This window comes from Pseudooctadecabacter jejudonensis (assembly GCF_900172275.1).
GTDB lineage: Bacteria > Pseudomonadota > Alphaproteobacteria > Rhodobacterales > Rhodobacteraceae > Octadecabacter > Octadecabacter jejudonensis.
Genome location: NZ_FWFT01000002.1, coordinates 791,892 through 810,016 on the forward strand (window position 1 = coordinate 791,892; position 18,125 = coordinate 810,016).

An 18,125-nucleotide genomic window follows, 5' to 3' on the forward strand; every position below is an offset into this window, starting at 1 on the left:
CCTGAGGGGGCCTTATTCAATGACCGACCTGCAACCTGTTCGCCGCGCGCTTTTGTCTGTTTCCGACAAGACCGGATTGATTGATCTGGGAAAGGCGTTGGCCGCGCGGGGGGTTGAGTTGTTGTCGACAGGCGGATCGGCCAAGGCGCTGCGCGATGCGGGATTGACGGTGCGCGATGTGGCCGATGTTACGGGTTATCCCGAAATGATGGACGGCCGCGTAAAGACGTTACATCCGGGCGTGCATGGCGGTTTGTTGGCGCTGCGGGACAATGAGGCGCATGTAGCCGCGATGGACGACCACGGGATCGGCGCGATCGATCTGCTGGTGGTGAACCTGTACCCGTTTGAGGATGCTTTGGCGCGCGGTGCCGACTACGACGATATGATCGAGAACATCGACATTGGCGGGCCCGCCATGATCCGCGCCGCCGCCAAGAACCATGCTTTCGTGAACGTGGTGGTGGATGTTCAGGATTATGAGGCTGTTTTGGCAGAGTTGGACGCCAACGACGGGGCCACGACCTATGCGTTCCGGCAGACGTTGGCGCAGGCGGCCTACGCGCGCACGGCGGCATATGATGCGGCGGTGAGCGGTTGGATGGCCGGTGCTATCGGAAATGACGCCCCGCGTCGGCGGGCGGTGGCGGGGACCCTCGCCCAGACGCTGCGCTATGGCGAGAACCCCCACCAGCAGGCGGCGTTCTATGTGGATGGGTCAGATCGTCCAGGTGTCGCGACGGCGCAGCAACATCAAGGCAAAGAGCTGTCCTACAACAACATCAACGACACAGATGCGGCGTTTGAATTGGTCAGCGAGTTCAACCCCGAGGACGGCGCCGCTGTTGCCATCATCAAGCACGCCAACCCCTGTGGCGTGGCCAAGGGCACCAGCATGGCGGAGGCCTACACCAAGGCGTTCCGCTGCGATCAGACGTCTGCCTTTGGGGGCATTGTCGCCCTGAACGGTGAGTTGGACGCGGAAACGGCTGACATTATCACCGGGATTTTCACCGAAGTTGTGATTGCCCCGTCGGCCACCGAAGAGGCGAAGGAGATCTTTGCCAAGAAAAAGAACCTGCGTTTGCTGACAACCGGTGGTCTGGCCGATCCGCTGACCACGGCGCAGACCATCCGCCAAGTGTCGGGTGGCTATCTGATGCAGGACAAGGACAGCGGCTTTATCGGGCGCGCCGATTTAAAGGTCGTGACCAAGGTTGCGCCGACGGATGCGCAGTTGGACGATCTGTTGTTTGCGTGGAAAGTCGCCAAGCACGTTAAATCCAACGCTATCGTCTATGTGAAAGACATGGCGACCGTGGGCGTCGGTGCAGGCCAGATGAGCCGCGTGGACAGCGCCCTCATTGCCGCCAAGAAGGCCGAACGTATGGCCGAGGCGTTGGATTTGCCCAACCCCTTGACCCAAGGGTCTGCCGTGGCGTCCGATGCGTTCTTCCCCTTTGCCGATGGTCTGCTGGAGGCCGCAGCCGCGGGCGCGTCTTGTGTGATCCAGCCCGGCGGATCCATGCGCGATGATGAGGTGATTGCCGCCGCAGATGAGGCGGGCCTTGCCATGGTGTTCACCGGCATGCGTCACTTCCGCCACTGATCGAGATTGGGGATTTGTTATGCGTTTGATGTTCTGGACTGGGATGTGGGTGTTTCTGGCGGATCAGCTGACAAAGTATGTCGTGCTGTATCAGATCGACCTGCCCAATCAGCCAGGTCAAACGTATGACGTCTTCCCGCCCTATCTGGTGCTGCGCATGGCGTGGAACCGTGGGGTGAATTTCGGGCTTTTTGCCGATTACGATATGCGTTGGGTTCTGATTGGTGTGGCCTTGGCGATCACCGCGTTCGTCATTTGGTGGGTGAGGCGAGAGGCGATGTCGCGCTGGGCCTTGATCAGCGCGGGCCTTTTGGTGGGCGGCGCGCTGGGCAATGTGATTGACCGGTTGATCCATGGCGCCGTGGCCGATTTTCTGAACATGTCATGCTGTGGGTTTACCAACCCTTATGCGTTCAACATCGCGGATATTTCCATTTTTATCGGCGCTGTGGGTCTTGTGTTGTTCACCGATGGGGACAACAAAAAGAAGACCGCGTGACGGGGCCTTTGCTTTGGTCTAAGAACGTCGGCAAGGAATGAAGGGGTTCGATATGCGCAAGGCAATCGTGATGGGTGTTATGGTGCTGACCTTGGCCGCCTGTGCTGGCGGTGACCGAGGTCTGCGGGATTTGCGCAGCAATAGCGGTGGCCCCGATGAGTTTCAGGTGAACCCCGTCAACCCTTTGGTTTTGCCGTCTGATCTTTCGAATTTGCCCGCCCCGACACCTGGAGGCGCAAACCGTGTCGACCCCAACCCGAATGGGGAGGCTGTGGCGGCCTTGGGCGGTAATCCCGCAGCTTTGGTGCCTGCAGGTATTCCCGCGACTGACAGTGCCATTGTTGCGGCAGCGGGCCGGAATGGCGTTGATCCGTCCATCCGTCAAACGCTTGCGGCTGAGGATCAGGCGTTTCGCAGCCGTGCGTCGCGGCTGAGCTTCTTTGGCGGACGGGACCGTTATTTTGCGGCCTATGCGCGGCAGGCCCTTGATGCCTATGCCGAACTTCAACGGTTCCGCAATGCGGGGGTGGCGACGCCGACGGCGCCTCCACAATAAACGCTCGCGCCGCTCACATCCGCGTATGACACCTTGAAGACCGCGTCGCGCGACGTAGATTTTAAGGGACGGACAACCGCGGAGATTTTTATGCGCCTATTTGCCCTTGCCCTCAGCCTCGTGGGGACAATGACCCTCGCCGAAGAGGTGACGACCTATCAGCTGGACAACGGAATGGATGTGGTGGTGATCGAAGATCATCGTGCCCCTGTCGTCGTTCATATGCTGTGGTACAAGGCGGGATCGGCGGATGAGCCTGCGGGTGTCTCAGGCATTGCGCATTTTCTGGAGCATCTGTTGTTCAAGGCGACTGAAAATGTCGAAAGCGGAGAGTTTCAGCGCGTCGTGGCCGAAAACGGCGGATCCGACAACGCATTCACCAGTTATGATTATACGGGCTATTTCCAAAGGGTGGCCGCCGACCGTTTGCCTCTGATGATGCAGTATGAAGCGGACCGGATGAACAACCTTGTCCTGACCGAAGAGGATATCGTGGCCGAGCGCGGCGTGATCCTTGAGGAACGCAACCAGCGGACCGAAAACTCCCCCGGAGCTTTGGCGCGCGAACAGATGATGGCGGCGCAGTATCAAAACCACGGCTACGGTGTTCCAATCATCGGTTGGATGCATGAGATGGAACAGCTGGATATGCAGGACGCATTGGCGTTTTATGACCTGTATTATTCGCCCAACAACACGATCCTCGTCGTGGCAGGGGACGTTGAGCCGGACGAGGTTCTGGCCTTAGCCGAACAATACTACGGCCCTATTCCGGCGGAACCTGATTTGCCCGAGCGGGTTCGCCCACAAGAACCCCCGCAGCGGGCCGAACGCCGTTTGGTTTTCGAGGACCCGCGGGTCGCACAGCCCTATGTCACACGCACTTATCTGGCGCCAGAACGGGATGCCGGTGCGCAGGAAGATGCCGCCGCGCTGACCTATCTGGCCGAAATTCTGGGCGGATCGTCCTTTACCTCGGTTCTGCCGGTGGCGTTGCAGTTCGACACCAACACCGCCATTTACGCGGGTGCTTTTTATTCAGGCGTCAGTCTGGATGATACGACCTTTGGCCTGACGGTGGCCCCCGCCGAAGGGGTCACCCTGCAGGACGCAGAGGACGCGATGGATGCGACCCTTGCGCAGTTCATGGAAGTCGGCATCGCGCCCGACCGGATGGAGGCGTTGCGGACACAGCTGCGCGCCGGTGAAATCTATGCGCGCGATGATGTGGGTGGGCTGGCCCGCCGCTACGGCGCGGCCCTGACCTCGGGCCTGACGGTTGAAGACGTGCAGGCGTGGCCTGACGTGCTGCAAGCTGTGACGGCTGAGGACGTCATGGGCGTGGCCGCCCGTGTGTTGAACCGTGACCGCGCGGTCACCGCCTATGTCGTTCCTAGCCGGGAGATTTTGCAATGATCCGTCGCCTCATCGCCGCCCTGACCTTGTCCGTGACAGCTGTAACCGCCCAAGCCCAGACCCAGATCAACATCCAAGAGGTCACATCGCCCAGCGGGATCGAGGCGTGGCTGGTTGAAGAAAATTCTATCCCCTTTGCGGCGATTGAATTCGTGTTTGATGGGGGCGCTGTTCTGGACGCGCCCGACAAACGAGGCGCTACAAACCTGATGATGGGCCTGATTGAGGAAGGGGCGGGTGACCTGACAGCGCGGGAATTCCAGGAACGCCGTGAGGCGCTGGCCGCGTCGTTTTCGTTTGATACCTTCGACGATTCGGTCACTGTGTCGGCTGTGTTCCTGTCCGAAAACCGCGACGAGGCCATCGCCCTGCTGCGCGAAGCGTTGATCAATCCGCGGTTTGATCAGGACGCGGTGGACCGTGTCCGCAGTCAGGTTCTGGCGGGCATCCGGTCTGATGCGAACAATCCCAACCGGATCGCAAGTGCCGCCCTTGATGCGGCGGCTTTTGGCGATCACCCCTATGCTACTCCGATCAACGGGACCGAGGAGACGGTCACCGCCTTGACGCGCGATGATATTCTTGAGGCGCACCGCAACGCGCTGACCACGGGCCGCGTCCATGTGGGCGCGGCTGGTGATTTATCCGCTGAGGAGTTGGGTGAGATCATCGATGCGTTGATTGGTGATCTGCCAGAAACGGGGCCGGAGTTGCCCGAGGATGTTGCGTTCGGGTTGGACGGGGGGATCACAGTGGTCCCTTATGCCACGCCGCAATCGGTCGCCTTGTTTGGTCACAGTGGGATAGAACGCGACGACGAAGATTTTTTTGCGGCCTTTATTCTGAACGAAATTTTGGGCGGCAATGGTGTGGAAAGCCGTCTGTATAGAGAGGTTCGTGAAAAGCGCGGGCTGACCTATGGCGTGTCGACGTTTCTGGTGCCCAAAGATTTTACCGAGATCTATTTGGGGTCCGTCGCGTCCTCAAACGATCGGATTGCGGATGCGATTGAGGTGATCCGCGATGAATGGGCCGCTTTGGCGTCCGAGGGGATCACGCAAGAAGAACTGGATGCCGCGAAGACCTATTTGACCGGTGCCTATCCCCTGCGGTTCGACGGCAACGCCGAGATTGCGGGGATCTTGGTGGGGATGCAAAGCGTGGATTTGACGCCCGAATATGTCGCTAACCGCAATGATTTTATTGAGGCTGTGACCTTGGACGACGTCAATCGTGTGGCGGCTGAGCTGTTGGACCCGGACGGTCTGCACTTTGTCGTGGTGGGGGAGCCCGAGGGCCTGCAATAACCCGTTAACCACGAATAGGGCCTGTCAGAATCAAAGCGAGTTATGCTAGCTTTTGTGGCATGGCTGCCTTTGACCACAACATAAGCGCGACACAACCTGTGATCCGCCAACTGGACGATGCTGCGATCAACCGGATTGCCGCGGGTGAGGTTGTCGAACGCCCTGCGTCTGCGGTCAAAGAACTGGTTGAAAACGCGTTGGACGCCAAGGCCAGCCGGATTGAGGTCGCAATTGCCGATGGCGGTAAGACGCTGATCCGCGTGACGGACAACGGCGTGGGCATGACGGCGGATGATTTGCCGCTGGCCCTGTCGCGCCATGCCACGTCCAAAATCGACGGGACCGACCTACTGAACATCCACAGTTTCGGCTTTCGGGGGGAGGCGTTGCCGTCCCTTGGCGCTGTTGGCCGACTGACGATTCGCAGCCGCACGGCCACCGCGGACGGGGCCGAGGTGACAGTTGCCGGTGGTGCCCATGAGGCTGTCCGCCCTGCCGCGCTGACGGCTGGCACGGTGGTTGAGCTGCGCGATCTGTTCTATGCCACGCCTGCACGGCTGAAATTTCTGCGCACGGACCGGGCCGAGATGCAGGCGATCAGCGATGTGATCAAACGGCTCGCCATGGCGGAGCCGTTCGTGACCTTTATCCTGACCGATGTGTCAGGCGGCAATTCCCGTGTGACGTTCCGCGCGGATGCGGAAACCGGCGATATGTTTGACGCGTTGCATGCCCGTTTGCGCTGTGTGTTGGGCAAGGATTTCGCAGAGAATGCGCTGGCGATTGATGCCGAACGCGAAGGGGTGCATCTGACAGGATATGCCGCGCTGCCGACCTATTCGCGCGGATCCGCCGTGCAGCAATTCCTGTATGTGAACGGGCGGCCCGTGCGCGACAAGGTCCTGATTGGGGCGTTGCGCGGGGCCTATATGGACACGCTGAGCCGCGATCGACATCCGGCGGCATGTCTGTTCATAGACCTTGATCCGACACGCGTGGACGTGAACGTGCATCCTGCGAAATCCGAGGTCCGGTTTCGCGATCCAGGGTTGGTGCGGGGCCTGATCGTCAGCGGATTGCGTCATGCGCTGGCCGAGGCGGGGCACCGTGCGTCGAGCACGGTTGCGGCGGCGACGTTGGGGGCCCTGCAGCCGGAACAGCCTGCGCAAGACAGCGCGCGAATTTATCAAATGGACCGCCCCACACCGTCGCGTGGGTCCGCCTATCAGCCGCCAAGCACCGGCTTTGCCGAGTTCGCGCCGGATTATTCCGGTCGTGTTGAGGCCCAGCCCGTGGTCGAAGATGAGGAGACACAGGATCATCCGCTGGGAGCCGCCCGCGCGCAGGTGCATGAAAATTACATCATCGCCCAAACGGCTGATGGCATCGTTATTGTCGATGGCCATGCCGCGCATGAGCGGTTGGTGTACGAAAAACTAAAGGCCCAAATGGCGGAGACTGGCGTGGCGGCGCAGGCCCTGCTGATCCCCGAAATTATCGAGATGTCAGAGGTCGATGCCGCCCAGCTGTTGGCGGTGGCAGATGACCTTGCGCGGTTCGGATTGACTATTGAACCGTTCGGTGGCGGGGCCATTGCCGTGCGTGAGACACCTGCTTTGTTGGGCGAAGTGAACGCTGAGGCCTTGTTGCGGGACGTTCTGGATGAGTTGAGCGATCAGGGGGCCAGCACCTTGGTGCAGGAAAAGCTTGAGGCGATCCTGAGCCGTGTTGCCTGTCATGGATCAATTCGCACGGGCCGCCAGATGCGGGGTGAGGAGATGAACCAGCTGTTGCGCGACATGGAAAGAACGCCCCGTTCGGGCCAATGCAACCATGGACGACCCACGTATGTGGAGCTGAAACTCAGCGATATTGAGCGTCTTTTCGGACGCACCTGACCCCTTGTGTGTCAAATCCCTATTGAGAGACGTCCCGCCGCTGGATAGCCTGCCGCAAATCATTTGGGGGCCCGTATGAGGATTCTTGCAGTATTGGCAGGTGTTTTGACGCTCGGCGCGTGTTCCGTCGCGGATCTGGAACGTGATGTTGAGGGTCTGCGTCTGAACAACCTGACGGAGGAAACCCGTCGTGCGTGGGACGAGGCGAACCGCGATCTGCCCTTTGATCGTGGAACGGTTTTCGTCATCGCGAATGAGCACGGCGATATGCATACCTATTCTTTGCGGCCCTGTGGCGGGGGGCATATTTGCGGCGGGGCCGGACACCGTGGGCATGTCGAACGGACCGCTGATTATTTTATCGTGACCGGTGCCTACCCGCACCGCACATTTCTACTATCGCCAGGTGGCGACGGTTATTTGACTTGGCGAGGAGTACATCGTGATCTTGCGTGGAATTAAACTGACAGGGTTGGCAGTTGTGGTTGGCGGCCTTTCGGCCTGTATGACACCGCTGCCCGGCGGGGAAACCGGCCCGTTCGCCCCTGGCAACACATTGACGTTTTTCTATCAGGGGGTCCTGACGGATCCGCCTGAACAGGCGCAGATCGTTGAATGCGGCAATGAATTCGTCTCTCGGTCCTGCGTGCGTCAATCCAACGGCGTGACCTTGCCCCTTGAGGGGACAGAAACCGGCGCTGTGATGTATGGCAACGAGACGCTTCAGATCGTGTTGCAACCGGATGCGGGTGGTGTGCCGTCCGGTGTGGGTCAGTTGAACAACCTTGAAGAGGGCACGTCCAACGGAATGCGCTGGGTGTCTTTGCCGTCGTAAAACCGTTCGGCTGAAACGAATAAGGGCGTCCCTGATCTTTCGGGGACGCCCTTTGTCGTTCTGGTGCTTTGCTTTGCGTCAAATGCGCAAAAACGGCTGTGCGATCTTCGGGATCCAGCTGTTGAACCGCAACGGCGCGTCCGTGGCCGCAAGGCAGATGCAATCCATCCCCTCTTCGGCGACGGGCTGGTGATCCAGTTCATCCGTGGCGACCTCAATATCGCCAGTGGCGAAACGGTCGCTTTCATCGCGAAAGGCGCCTTGCAGCACAAGGGTCAGTTCGGTCCCGCGGTGGCCGTGATCGGGCACCGCGACGCCAGCAGGAATGTGGAGCAAACGAACGCTGGCGGACTTGTCGGTTTTGAGGATCGCCTGACGAACCCCGCCGCCCACGCGACGCCATTTCACGGCATCAAGATCGCCACCGACGTAGTCTTGCAACGGGCTGGGAAACAGGCCGTTGCGTGCGGGGGTTTCTGCCACAGGTTCGTGCAGGGCCGTATCGTCTTTCGCGATCAACTCAAGCGTGGCTGCGAAACTTTCGTCGGACACGTTTGCGGGTGTCTCAGCGTCCATGACGGCCCCACCTACGGTGTCGAATTCCATCATCCGCGCGCGGCATTCGTCGCACATGGAAATGTGGGTCGCCACGACAAGGTTGAACCCTTCGGGCAAGGTGCCGGCTGAATAGGCCATCAACAGCGCATCAGTCAGGTGGTGTTTAATCTCGTTCATTGCTCTCTTCACTTCAACTGATGGCGCAAGCGTTCCAGCGCCAGCCTTATCCTTGATTTGATCGTCCCGAGGGGGAGGCCGGTTTGCTCTGCGATCTCACTGTGGGTCAGGTCGCCGTAGTAGGCCTTTACGATCAGATCTCTCTGTTTTTCGGGCAGGGCAGCCAAAGCCACCCCGAGTTGTTCACTTTCTTGCTGGAGGGCCAGCACATCTTCTTGGTCGGGTTCGGCCTCCGGTCCCCATGGCAGGTCTTCTGGTTCCGGCCTGCGCTGTTTGCGCAGAATGTCGATCCGCCGGTTTCGGGCGATTGTGAAGACCCACGTGGACACACTCGCCTTTGTGGGATCAAACATATGCGCCTTACGCCACAGGGTCGCCATGACCTCTTGCGCGACTTCTTCTGCCAGATCAGGGCTGGCGCCCGACTTCATCAAAAACGCTTTCACCCGTGGGGCGAAGTGCCCAAAGACCTCAGCAAAAGCCTTTTGGTCTTTGTCATCCCGGATGGCTGTAAGGTGGGACACCCATGCCATACGATCTGGTTTTTGTGTTGCCACAACGTCCGCCTCTTTTAGGGGCCTGCCCGTCTTTGGGCCGGCCTTCAAAAGTGTCTCTGCCAGCTGTCCATCTTTTGCAGTCCGGGACGCGGGCTTCGCCAAGGTCGATGTTTTGGTCAACATAAGAGGATTACGTCGCAGATTTGCGGCTGGATCACCTGTGGCAGCGAAAAAGTTAACAATTGGGACTGTTAATTTTATTGCCTTGAAATGAAACCAAAACTCCAGCCTGACCGTAAAGGATATGAGACAACTTGCAAAGAAAAGTGTAAGTAAAAAATGACACATAGGGGTTCGGGTGTAATGTCGAGTAAACAAACAGGCGAAACACCGCGGCGGATCGCCGTCATCGGTGCGGGCATTTCTGGTATGGCCGCCGCGCATGAGTTGGCAAAAGACCACCGCGTGGTGTTGTTTGAGGCCGAGCAACGGCTGGGCGGGCATGCGCGCACACGCATGGGAGGACGGAACGGTGATCAGCCGGTCGATACCGGATTTATCGTGTTCAACTATGCCAATTACCCGCATTTGGCGGCTTTGTTCGACGAGTTGGACGTGCCCGTGGTCAAATCCAACATGTCCTTTGGGGCGTCGATGGATGGGGGGCGGTTTGAATATGCGCTGACCAGCCTGCGCGCCTTGTTTGCGCAGCCCAAGAATGCGGTGAACCCAAAATTTCTGCGCATGATCCGCGACATCTTTAATTTCAACAAAAACGGTCTGCGGTTGTCCAAGGAAGAGGGGCTGACCGTTGGCGGCCTGTTTGAAAAGCTGGGCGCGGGGGAGTACTTCCGGGACCGTTATCTGCTGCCCCTGAGTGGGGCGATCTGGTCTACCCCGACCGAAAAGATCATGGATTTCCCGGCCCATGCGATGATGACGTTTTTTGAAAACCACGCGCTGTTGGGAATCACCGGCCAACATCAGTGGTACACCGTGAAAGGGGGCAGTCAGGAATATGTGTCCCGTCTTGGGGTGTCGATGGCGGAGCGTGGCGTGGTCATGCGCCTGGGCACCCCGGTTGAAGGCGTGCGCCGGACGTCTGATGGCGTGACCATCAAGGCCCCCGGTTCTGATTGGGAGGCCTTCGACGACGTCATCTTTGCAACCCATTCCGATGACAGTCTGCAGATGTTGCAGGACCCGACGGGGCAGGAACAATCGGTGCTGGGTGCGATCAAATATCAGCCCAACCGCATTGTTCTGCATTCCGATGAAACGATCATGCCCAAGCGTAGATCTGTCTGGGCCTCGTGGATTTACTCCGAGGACAAGGACAAGGCGTCGGACCGGATTGACCTGACCTACTGGATGAACAAATTGCAGCCTTGGTTGAAGGCGGATTCATTGTTTGTGACGTTGAACACCACGCGCGACATCAACCCGGATTTGATCTGGGATGAGGTCGTGCTGCGCCATCCTGTTTATGATCTTGGGGCGCTGTCCGCCCAAGGTGAGGCGGCGGCGATGAATGGTACGGCCAACACGTGGTTCTGCGGGGCTTGGATGAAAAACGGGTTCCACGAAGATGGGATCGGGTCTGCAATGGATGTGGTGGCTGCGATCCGTGCGCGTGGTGCGATGGCCTTGGCTGCTGAGTAACGACGTGTCCGCCGTTCAACATATCGCAGGTAAAACCTATCATGGCAGGCGCGGGGCGACGAAGAATGCCTTTCGCTATTCCATCGACTACGTGTTGTTGGATGCCGAAGGCGCGCCCGACCACCCCGCGCTGTTCGCGCGGAACGGTCGGGGGGCGATGTCGCTGCATGACAGCGACCATGGCGGGGCGCCGGGTCAGGGCCGCGGTGCGGCCTGGGTGCGGGATATTTTGGCGGAACACGGGCTGAATGTCGCAGGGCGGATCGAGCTTTTGGCGCAACCGCGGGTGTTGGGGCACGTGTTCAATCCCGTGTCGTTTTGGCTGTGCCATGACGCGGAGGACGTGTTGCGTGTGGTGATCGCCGAGGTCACGAACACCTTTGGCGACAGACATTCCTATCTGTGCCATCACAATGATCTGCGCGAGATCACGAAGGCGGAGACGATCACCGCGCAAAAGATTTTCCATGTCTCGCCGTTTCAGGACATCGCGGGCGGCTATACATTTCGGTTCGACATTCAGCCGGACCGTGTCGGCATCTGGATTGATTTCTCAGAGGATCATGCAGGGTTGATTGCGACCCTGACAGGGCCTCGCAAACCTTTGACCAACGCGGGCATCCTGCGGTCGATGTTGCGCCGCCCGTTTGGATCGCGCCGCGTTTTGGCGCTGATCCACTGGCAAGCGGTGAAACTGTGGTGGAAGGGCGTGGCCTATCGTGCGCGACCCGAACCGCCGAGTGATGAGGTGTCGCGATGAATGCCCTTGCCCAACGGTTTCCGGCCTACACCGGCTTTGCAGCGGTTCTGTCTGGCGCGGGCCTGCCAATCTATATTTACGCGCCCAAATACTATGCGGACACCTACGGCGTCAGCCTGACTGCCTTGGGCGCTGTTTTGTTTGGCCTGCGACTGTTCGATGTTGTGCAAGACCCTGTTCTGGGCTGGGTGGCCGAACGGTTGCGCGGTGGTAAGGCGTGGGCCGTGGCCGCGGCGGCCGCACTTTTGGCCTTGTCGATGATTGCGCTGTTCGCGGTTGAGCCTTTGTTTGATCCCGTCTGCTGGTTCGGCATGTCCATCACGGGGCTGTTTTCGGCGTTCAGCTTTCTGACCATCAATTTTTACGCCCAAGGGATCGCGAAGGTTGAGGGGCTGGACAAAGGCCACACGCGGTTGGCGGCATGGCGCGAATCCGGTGCGTTGTTGGGCGTGTGTCTGGCGGCGGTGGCGCCCACTTTGCTGATGGGGGTGTCTGACAATCCGTTCGCCACATTCGCCTGGGGCTTTGCTGCGGCGACGGCGGTTGCAGCGGTGTTCATGTGGCCCGAATGGACAGCCGCATCAACCGAACAGGAACCGACGCCGATCGGTTCGATCCTGTCGGATCCCTTGGCCCGCAAACTGCTTTTGCTGGCACTTGTGAACGCCACGCCGCTGGCCGTGTCCTCAACCCTGTTTTTGTTCTACGTCGAAAGCCGTCTGGATGCGCCGGGCTGGGAAGGCCCGTTGTTGGTGCTGTTCTTTCTGGCGGCAGCACTGTCTGCACCTTTGTGGTCCGCGCTGGCAAATCGGTTTGGCGAAAAACCTGTCTTGCTGGCGGCGATGATGCTGGCGATTGCGGCCTTTGGATGGACCCTGACATTGGGCACGGGCGATGTGATCCCGTTTGCGGTGATCTGCGTTTTGTCGGGTGCGACAATTGGTGCCGATTTAACTTTGCTCCCGGCCCTCTTTGCCAAACGTATGTCTCATATAGCCCCCAACGGTGGCCAAGGGTTCGGTCTGTGGTCGTTGGTGTCAAAATTCACACTCGCCTTTGCGGCGGTACTTTTATTGCCCTTGATGGAAGGGGCCGGTTTTGCCGCCGGTACTGACAATCCAGCAGAGGCGCTTACGATGTTGACGGTGCTTTATGCGTTGGTGCCGTCGCTGTTGAAATGCGTGGCGGTTGCGCTTTTGCTCGCCACGAAACTGGAGGACTGAAACGATGACGTCCACGATCCTAATACTTCTGGGTGCCGCTGCGGTGGTGGCCCTGTTGCTTTTGAAATTCCGTTTTGCGTCGTTTATGGCGCAGACGCCCGATGATTACACCGAAGGCCCGCTGTTCAACATGCGCGAGGTCTTTAACGGCCCCATTGAATGCGAAGGCGTGATTTATGGCCCTACGGGTCGCGTGACATCGCGGTTTGAGGCCGATTTCGTGGCCTCTTGGGACGGTAATGTCGGCACGGTAAAAGAAGAATTCCGCTACGACAGCGGTAATATCCAGCACCGTGAGTGGACCTTCACGTTGGGCAACGACGGCACGATCAAGGCGGAGGCCCCCGATCTGGTCGGCGCAGGCACTGGCACCCAGCGCGGCAGTGCGGTTCAGCTGAATTATAACATCAAGTTGACGGATGAGGCAGGCGGCCATGTTCTGTCCACCACGGACTGGATGTACATGACGCCCAATGGAAACGTGATGAACCGATCGCAGTTTCGGAAGTTTGGGATAAAGGTCGCTGAACTGGTGGCCACGATGCGGCCCAAACACGCCGCAAACCTGCAACCAGGAGAGTGACATGAGAGATTTCAGCGGCAAGACATATTGGTTGGTGGGCGCGTCCGAAGGATTGGGCAAGGCGCTTGCCGCTAAATTGAGTGCCGCTGGCGCCGAAGTGATTTTGTCGGCTCGGTCTGAGGACACCTTGGCCGAGGCCGTCAAAGACATGCCGGGCAAGGCGCGCTATCAGACCATCGATATCAGTGACGACGACAGCGTGAAGGACGCGGCGACAGCCGTGGGCAAGATCGACGGTCTGGTGTTATTGGCGGGTGTCTATTGGCCTTTTGGCGCGGATGAATGGGACGCCGACAAAGCCACGGCGATGGTCGATATCAATTTCACCGGTTTCGTGCGGGTGTTGGGGCAAGTGGTGCCCGCGATGGTGGACCGAGACGATGGACACATTGTCATCACGTCCTCCCTGACGGGGTTTCGTGGGTTGCCGGGGTCTATTGGTTACACCGCGTCCAAGGCGGGCACGATGTCCTTGGCCGAATGTATGCACGCGGATTTGCGCAAAACGGGCGTCGACGTTCAGGTTGCCAACCCCGGTTTCATCAAGACCCGCCTGACGGACAAGAACGATTTCAACATGCCGTTCCTGATGCAGCCCGAAGAGGCCGCACAAGAAATGCTGGAGCATATGCGCACGGACCATTTCAAGAAGAGCTTTCCGATGGTCTTTTCGTGGGTCTTCCGCCTGTCACAGTTTTTACCCGATTGGGCCTATTACCGCATCTTTGGAAAGTGACCGTCTTTACACATTGTCTTTGAACGTCGCGCGGGCCCGTGCCCAGACGCCTTGTTTGTCGTCTTTCAGGTCAAGCAGGTATGGCAGCAACTGGTCCGCGAAATCCTCGGTGCTTTCTGTGGGCATGAGAGACGGCAGATTGTCGATGGCCATCACCTCAAGCGGTGGGGTGCGGTGAACAACAGTGGTAGGATTGCCCCAAGTTGTTGACTGGTCATAGACCTTGATCGGTGAAAAATCAGAGGTCGGATCACAGGCAATGTCGCCGATGACACGCAGTTGTCTGTCGGCGTCGGTGGCGTCTTTGTCCACGAACACCGGCGCACCTTTATGGGCGAGGATGCAGTTGAGGAAAACATCGTATTCTAAAACCTCGGGGAAGGGGCCGCCATGTGCGGTTTCGTCTTTGTCCCATTCGGTGGGAGTGATGCCCACTTGTTTGCACAGATCCGCAGCCCCGCTGCCCACGCGCCCTTTGGCGCCAATGATGATCACACGGGTTGATCTTTGAAGGGCCTTGCGGACCTCATCGACCATATCATCTGCCGACGCATAGGCCGACACCTTGCCCAACGTCTGATCGTTGCGCTGGGCCGCCAACGCCAAAAGGGATACCGCAGCACCGGCAAAACCGGCCCAATAGCCAAAGGCCGCGACGCGCCGTTCGTTGCCGTCCACGAGATATTCCAGATCAAGCAGGGTGCCGCCGCCCTTTTTGAACCGATCTAGCAGTATGCGACCGTCCGCTTGGCCTTTGTAGGCGTGACCGAACATGATGTGCGTGTGGGGAAGCGCAGTGCCGTCGTCGTCAAGCTCTTTCAGGCCGAGAATTATGGTATCGTCGGGCGCGTTGATCCAAGAGGCGGGCGGGGCGATCTCACAGCCCTGATCGCGGTAGTCTTCTGTCGGGATGGCGCGGTTTTCGTCGTCTTCCACCACCACGCGCCAACCTTGATCGATCAGCTTGGCCGCGCCCGCAGGCGTCAGCGGCGCGCGGGCTTCGTTGTTGCGGGGTTCAGCGCGCATCCAGATCAGCATGGGGTGTCCTTTTTATTGGATGGCGCAAGCGTTGCACAGGGCCTTACCGTTGTCACCTTTGGCGTGGCGCGATTTAGGCTTGATCTTTGGCGGCGGCGTAGTCTGACCGCAACTCCTCCAGCCGCGACAGGGCCTCTTCTTTGGTGTTGCGAATGTTGGGACGTGTTGTCTTGGCCTCATACCGCAGGCGTTTGTCGGCCTCGGTCTCGGACCCCATGGCGTAACGGACGGACCCCATCGAATAGGTGTCATTGAACGCCTCTGACCGGAGGGAGAACTGGACCCATGCGGCGGACTGGATCCGCGTGCCTTCGTAATTGTAGATGATCCACCATTTATGACGCGTGGCCCGGATGGCCTCTTCCGTCCAGTTGTGCACGTCGTTGACATCGCGCGAATGCAGCAGGTTCATCCCGCTAAGGTCGATGTGCAAAATGCCGGTGTCATGGTCGAACGACAGACGCCGCAGGAACGCGTCTTTGGTGAAACTGGGATGATGCGCCAGCCTTTCGCGCCGTTTGGAGGGGAGCGTGCGCAGGTGATCCCATGCCTCATCTCGGCTGCCAAAGAGGTTGGGGTTCTCGCGATCTGTGCCCTTGGTACGGGCAATCTGGGCCAGCGTGTCGGGGTCTGCATCATAGCGCACGGTCCTCATCCCGTGTCCTTCGTTCAAATCACGCCCACGGCGCGTAAAGGCGAACCATGCGCTTTCATCGACGCGGTAGTCTTGTGTGTTCACCATGAAGAACCATTGCGGTTCCCCTGTGTCTTGCAGCCTGCGTTCGACCTCATCGTAAAAGGCGTTGACGTCTGCCGACGACCGGAACTTTAGCCCCTGAAAATTGATTTCGACAATTTGCGCGCCTTCATGGACAGTGATCCGGTCCTCTAGGGCGGTGGGGGTAAAGTCGGACACGTAGGGCATTGAAACACTCGGTGAGTTGCGAGGCCGGAACACAAACGGCACATTCAGGGTTAAGGGTAGCACGCAATCGGCGTGTTGCTATTGGATAGCCGGTGCTGACGGTCAATATCTTTATCAGCACACCACAGAAAGGACGCCCCATGCGCCATCTTTTGATCTCTGGCCTGATGATTTTGCCTCTGTCCGTTATGGCACAGGACATGGCCTTGGTGTTGGGCCAAGAACGGTACGAGGATTTGGACCGCGTGCGGGGCGCGGATAACATCCTTGCGGCGCAGGACCGGTTGGAGCGTCTGGGGTTTGAGGTTTTGGCCCGCGCCAATGGGCGTGCGGATGTTGTGCGGGATTTGGCGGTGGCCTTTCGCGCGGGGGCCGCGGATGCGGATCGTTTGGTTGTTTCGCTATCAGGGCATTTTGTGACGGACGGAAGCCGCACATGGCTATTGACCGCAGAGGCGGGCGCGCTTGATCTGTTCACGGTGCAGACCACCAGCGTGTCGGTGGACAGCATTCTGCAGGTGCTTGCGTCAAAACCGGGACAGGCAGTTCTGCTTTTGGGGCAGGGCGACGGCGATGATCTGGATCTGGACGGGACCGGTCTGCGCGCCGGTGTGGGGGCGGCTGACATCCCGCAAGGTGTCACCGTGATTTCGACCGATCCGGGCACCGCTGCGGACACGCTGAGCGGGCTTCTGACGACGCCCGAGGCGGTGATCGGTGCGCGCCTTGCGTCGAACCGTGAGTTGGATGTTTCAGGGTATCTGCCCATGGATTGGACACTGATGCCATCCGAGGTGATCGTGGACGAGGCAGAGGTTGCGCCGCCCGCAGGCCCCACCGAAGATGATCTGACGGCTGAGGCTGAATTGTGGGATCAAGCGACGGCCGCCGATACGGTTGAGGCCTATCGCACCTACATCGCACGGTATCCTGAAGGTCGGTTTGTCGAGGATGCAGAGGCGCAGATTGCTGCGATCCGGTCCGAGCCCAACCGAGATGCCCGCCTGACCGAAGAGGCGTTGAACCTGAGCCGCGATCAGCGCCGCGATATCCAGTCGGATCTGACCTTGCTCAATTACAATACACGCGGGGTGGATGGTATTTTTGGGCCTGGTTCTCGGGGTGCCATCACGAATTGGCAGCAATCCAACGGGTTCCCGCAGACGTCATATCTGGATCGTGATCAGATCAACCTGTTGGACGCACAGGCAGGACGTCGTCAGGCAGAAATCGAGGCGGAAGAGGCCCGCGAACGTGCGGCAGCAGAGGCCCGCGACCGCGCCTATTGGGCCGAAACGGGTGCGCGTGGCGATGAGCCGGGTTACCGCGCCTATCTTGAACGGTATCCAGAGGGGCTTTTTGCGAACATCGCGAGTGCCCGATTGGCGACGATCGAAGACAGCCGCCGCGCCGAGGCGGAGGCCGCGGATCGTGCCGCGTGGTCCATTGCCGACAGTGAGGACACGCTTGCGGGTTATCGCGAATATCTTGTGGCCTATCCCGACGGCGTGTTTGCAGCCGAAGCCAGAACACGGATTGAAGCGGCAAGCGGGCCGCAAGTGACCGACGCACAGCGCGCGCAGGCCCGCGCGGAGGAAGAGAATTTGCGTCTGTCTGGCGTGCGCGCACAGCTTCTGGAATTGCGTTTGCGGGATCTGGGCCTGAACCCTGGTCGTCTGGACGGCGTGATTGACGACGCAACCCGAAGCGCCATTGCGGAGTATCAACAGGCTGAGGGGATCACCCCCACCGGATTTGTCGACCGGCGCACCGCGATTGGCCTGATTTCAGGGTCAATCAACATCACAATCAGCGACTGACGAAAAAGGCCCCGCACAGCATGCGG

At 59.3% G+C, this 18,125-nt stretch carries 18 protein-coding genes; 14 read left to right on the forward strand and 4 right to left on the reverse strand.

All coding sequences use genetic code 11. From position 1 onward, the window contains the following. Positions 1-19: 19 nt before the first annotated feature. From purH to PSJ8397_RS09040, 8 genes are all read left to right on the forward strand, one after another. The gene (gene purH / locus PSJ8397_RS09005) at positions 20-1,609 is read left to right on the forward strand and encodes a bifunctional phosphoribosylaminoimidazolecarboxamide formyltransferase/IMP cyclohydrolase (protein ID WP_085864227.1); all 1,590 of its coding nucleotides are present in this window, start codon (positions 20-22) and stop codon (positions 1,607-1,609) included. 19 nt (positions 1,610-1,628) lie between these two features. Next, complete coding sequence (lspA, locus tag PSJ8397_RS09010; protein ID WP_085864228.1) at positions 1,629-2,108, forward strand: signal peptidase II; 480 nt, start codon at positions 1,629-1,631, stop codon at positions 2,106-2,108. 52 nt (positions 2,109-2,160) lie between these two features. Then, the gene (locus PSJ8397_RS09015) at positions 2,161-2,664 is read left to right on the forward strand and encodes a DUF3035 domain-containing protein (protein ID WP_085864229.1); all 504 of its coding nucleotides are present in this window, start codon (positions 2,161-2,163) and stop codon (positions 2,662-2,664) included. Between the two features lie 90 nt (positions 2,665-2,754). Further along, a complete protein-coding gene (locus PSJ8397_RS09020) occupies positions 2,755-4,080 on the forward strand; it encodes a M16 family metallopeptidase (RefSeq protein WP_085864230.1) in 1,326 nt (441 codons plus the stop codon). Next, positions 4,080-5,387 (forward strand): M16 family metallopeptidase, encoded by a 1,308-nt coding sequence (locus PSJ8397_RS09025; protein ID WP_085864321.1) that lies wholly within the window; start codon positions 4,080-4,082, stop codon positions 5,385-5,387. Before PSJ8397_RS09020 ends, PSJ8397_RS09025 begins: the two co-directional genes overlap by 1 nt. 59 nt (positions 5,388-5,446) lie before the next feature. Next, positions 5,447-7,285 carry a DNA mismatch repair endonuclease MutL gene (gene mutL / locus PSJ8397_RS09030; RefSeq protein ID WP_085864231.1) on the forward strand — a complete coding sequence of 613 codons (1,839 nt, stop codon included), beginning with the start codon at positions 5,447-5,449 and terminating at the stop codon, positions 7,283-7,285. 75 nt (positions 7,286-7,360) lie between these two features. Next, positions 7,361-7,747 carry a hypothetical protein gene (locus PSJ8397_RS09035; RefSeq protein WP_200811298.1) on the forward strand — a complete coding sequence of 129 codons (387 nt, stop codon included), beginning with the start codon at positions 7,361-7,363 and terminating at the stop codon, positions 7,745-7,747. Continuing rightward, a complete protein-coding gene (locus tag PSJ8397_RS09040) occupies positions 7,728-8,120 on the forward strand; it encodes a hypothetical protein (protein ID WP_235000634.1) in 393 nt (130 codons plus the stop codon). The genes PSJ8397_RS09035 and PSJ8397_RS09040 overlap by 20 nt, the downstream gene beginning before the upstream one ends. Before the next feature lie 78 nt (positions 8,121-8,198). Here the strand turns inward: PSJ8397_RS09040 and PSJ8397_RS09045 are convergent, their stop codons facing one another. Both PSJ8397_RS09045 and PSJ8397_RS09050 read right to left on the reverse strand, forming a co-directional pair. Beyond that, positions 8,199-8,855, reverse strand: a complete 657-nt coding sequence (locus PSJ8397_RS09045) for a ChrR family anti-sigma-E factor (RefSeq protein WP_085864232.1) — start codon at positions 8,853-8,855, stop codon at positions 8,199-8,201. Positions 8,856-8,863: 8 nt separating this feature from the next. Then, on the reverse strand, positions 8,864-9,388 hold the full coding sequence (locus tag PSJ8397_RS09050; protein ID WP_143515417.1) for a sigma-70 family RNA polymerase sigma factor: 525 nt from the start codon (positions 9,386-9,388) through the stop codon (positions 8,864-8,866). A gap of 327 nt (positions 9,389-9,715) precedes the next feature. On the opposite strand from PSJ8397_RS09050, the gene PSJ8397_RS09055 reads away from it, so the two are divergent. From PSJ8397_RS09055 to PSJ8397_RS09075, 5 genes are read left to right on the forward strand one after another with little or no spacing between them, the layout of a single operon-like run. Then, complete coding sequence (locus PSJ8397_RS09055) at positions 9,716-11,014, forward strand: NAD(P)/FAD-dependent oxidoreductase (RefSeq protein WP_085864234.1); 1,299 nt, start codon at positions 9,716-9,718, stop codon at positions 11,012-11,014. Positions 11,015-11,018: 4 nt separating this feature from the next. Further along, the gene (locus PSJ8397_RS09060) at positions 11,019-11,774 is read left to right on the forward strand and encodes a DUF1365 domain-containing protein (protein WP_085864235.1); all 756 of its coding nucleotides are present in this window, start codon (positions 11,019-11,021) and stop codon (positions 11,772-11,774) included. Next, the gene (locus tag PSJ8397_RS09065; protein WP_085864236.1) at positions 11,771-12,997 is read left to right on the forward strand and encodes an MFS transporter; all 1,227 of its coding nucleotides are present in this window, start codon (positions 11,771-11,773) and stop codon (positions 12,995-12,997) included. The genes PSJ8397_RS09060 and PSJ8397_RS09065 overlap by 4 nt, the downstream gene beginning before the upstream one ends. A gap of 4 nt (positions 12,998-13,001) precedes the next feature. Beyond that, positions 13,002-13,580, forward strand: coding sequence for a DUF3833 family protein (locus PSJ8397_RS09070; RefSeq protein ID WP_085864237.1), 579 nt, complete (start codon positions 13,002-13,004; stop codon positions 13,578-13,580). 1 nt (position 13,581) lies between these two features. Then, positions 13,582-14,316, forward strand: a complete 735-nt coding sequence (locus PSJ8397_RS09075) for an SDR family NAD(P)-dependent oxidoreductase (protein WP_085864238.1) — start codon at positions 13,582-13,584, stop codon at positions 14,314-14,316. Between the two features lie 6 nt (positions 14,317-14,322). Here the strand turns inward: PSJ8397_RS09075 and PSJ8397_RS09080 are convergent, their stop codons facing one another. Both PSJ8397_RS09080 and PSJ8397_RS09085 read right to left on the reverse strand, forming a co-directional pair. Continuing rightward, on the reverse strand, positions 14,323-15,354 hold the full coding sequence (locus PSJ8397_RS09080; protein WP_085864239.1) for a saccharopine dehydrogenase: 1,032 nt from the start codon (positions 15,352-15,354) through the stop codon (positions 14,323-14,325). Positions 15,355-15,427: 73 nt separating this feature from the next. Then, the gene (locus PSJ8397_RS09085) at positions 15,428-16,279 is read right to left on the reverse strand and encodes a hypothetical protein (RefSeq protein ID WP_085864240.1); all 852 of its coding nucleotides are present in this window, start codon (positions 16,277-16,279) and stop codon (positions 15,428-15,430) included. 140 nt (positions 16,280-16,419) lie between these two features. Here PSJ8397_RS09085 and PSJ8397_RS09090 point away from each other — a divergent pair, with 140 nt between their 5' ends. Next, the gene (locus PSJ8397_RS09090; protein WP_085864241.1) at positions 16,420-18,099 is read left to right on the forward strand and encodes a peptidoglycan-binding domain-containing protein; all 1,680 of its coding nucleotides are present in this window, start codon (positions 16,420-16,422) and stop codon (positions 18,097-18,099) included. Positions 18,100-18,125 lie beyond the last annotated feature (26 nt).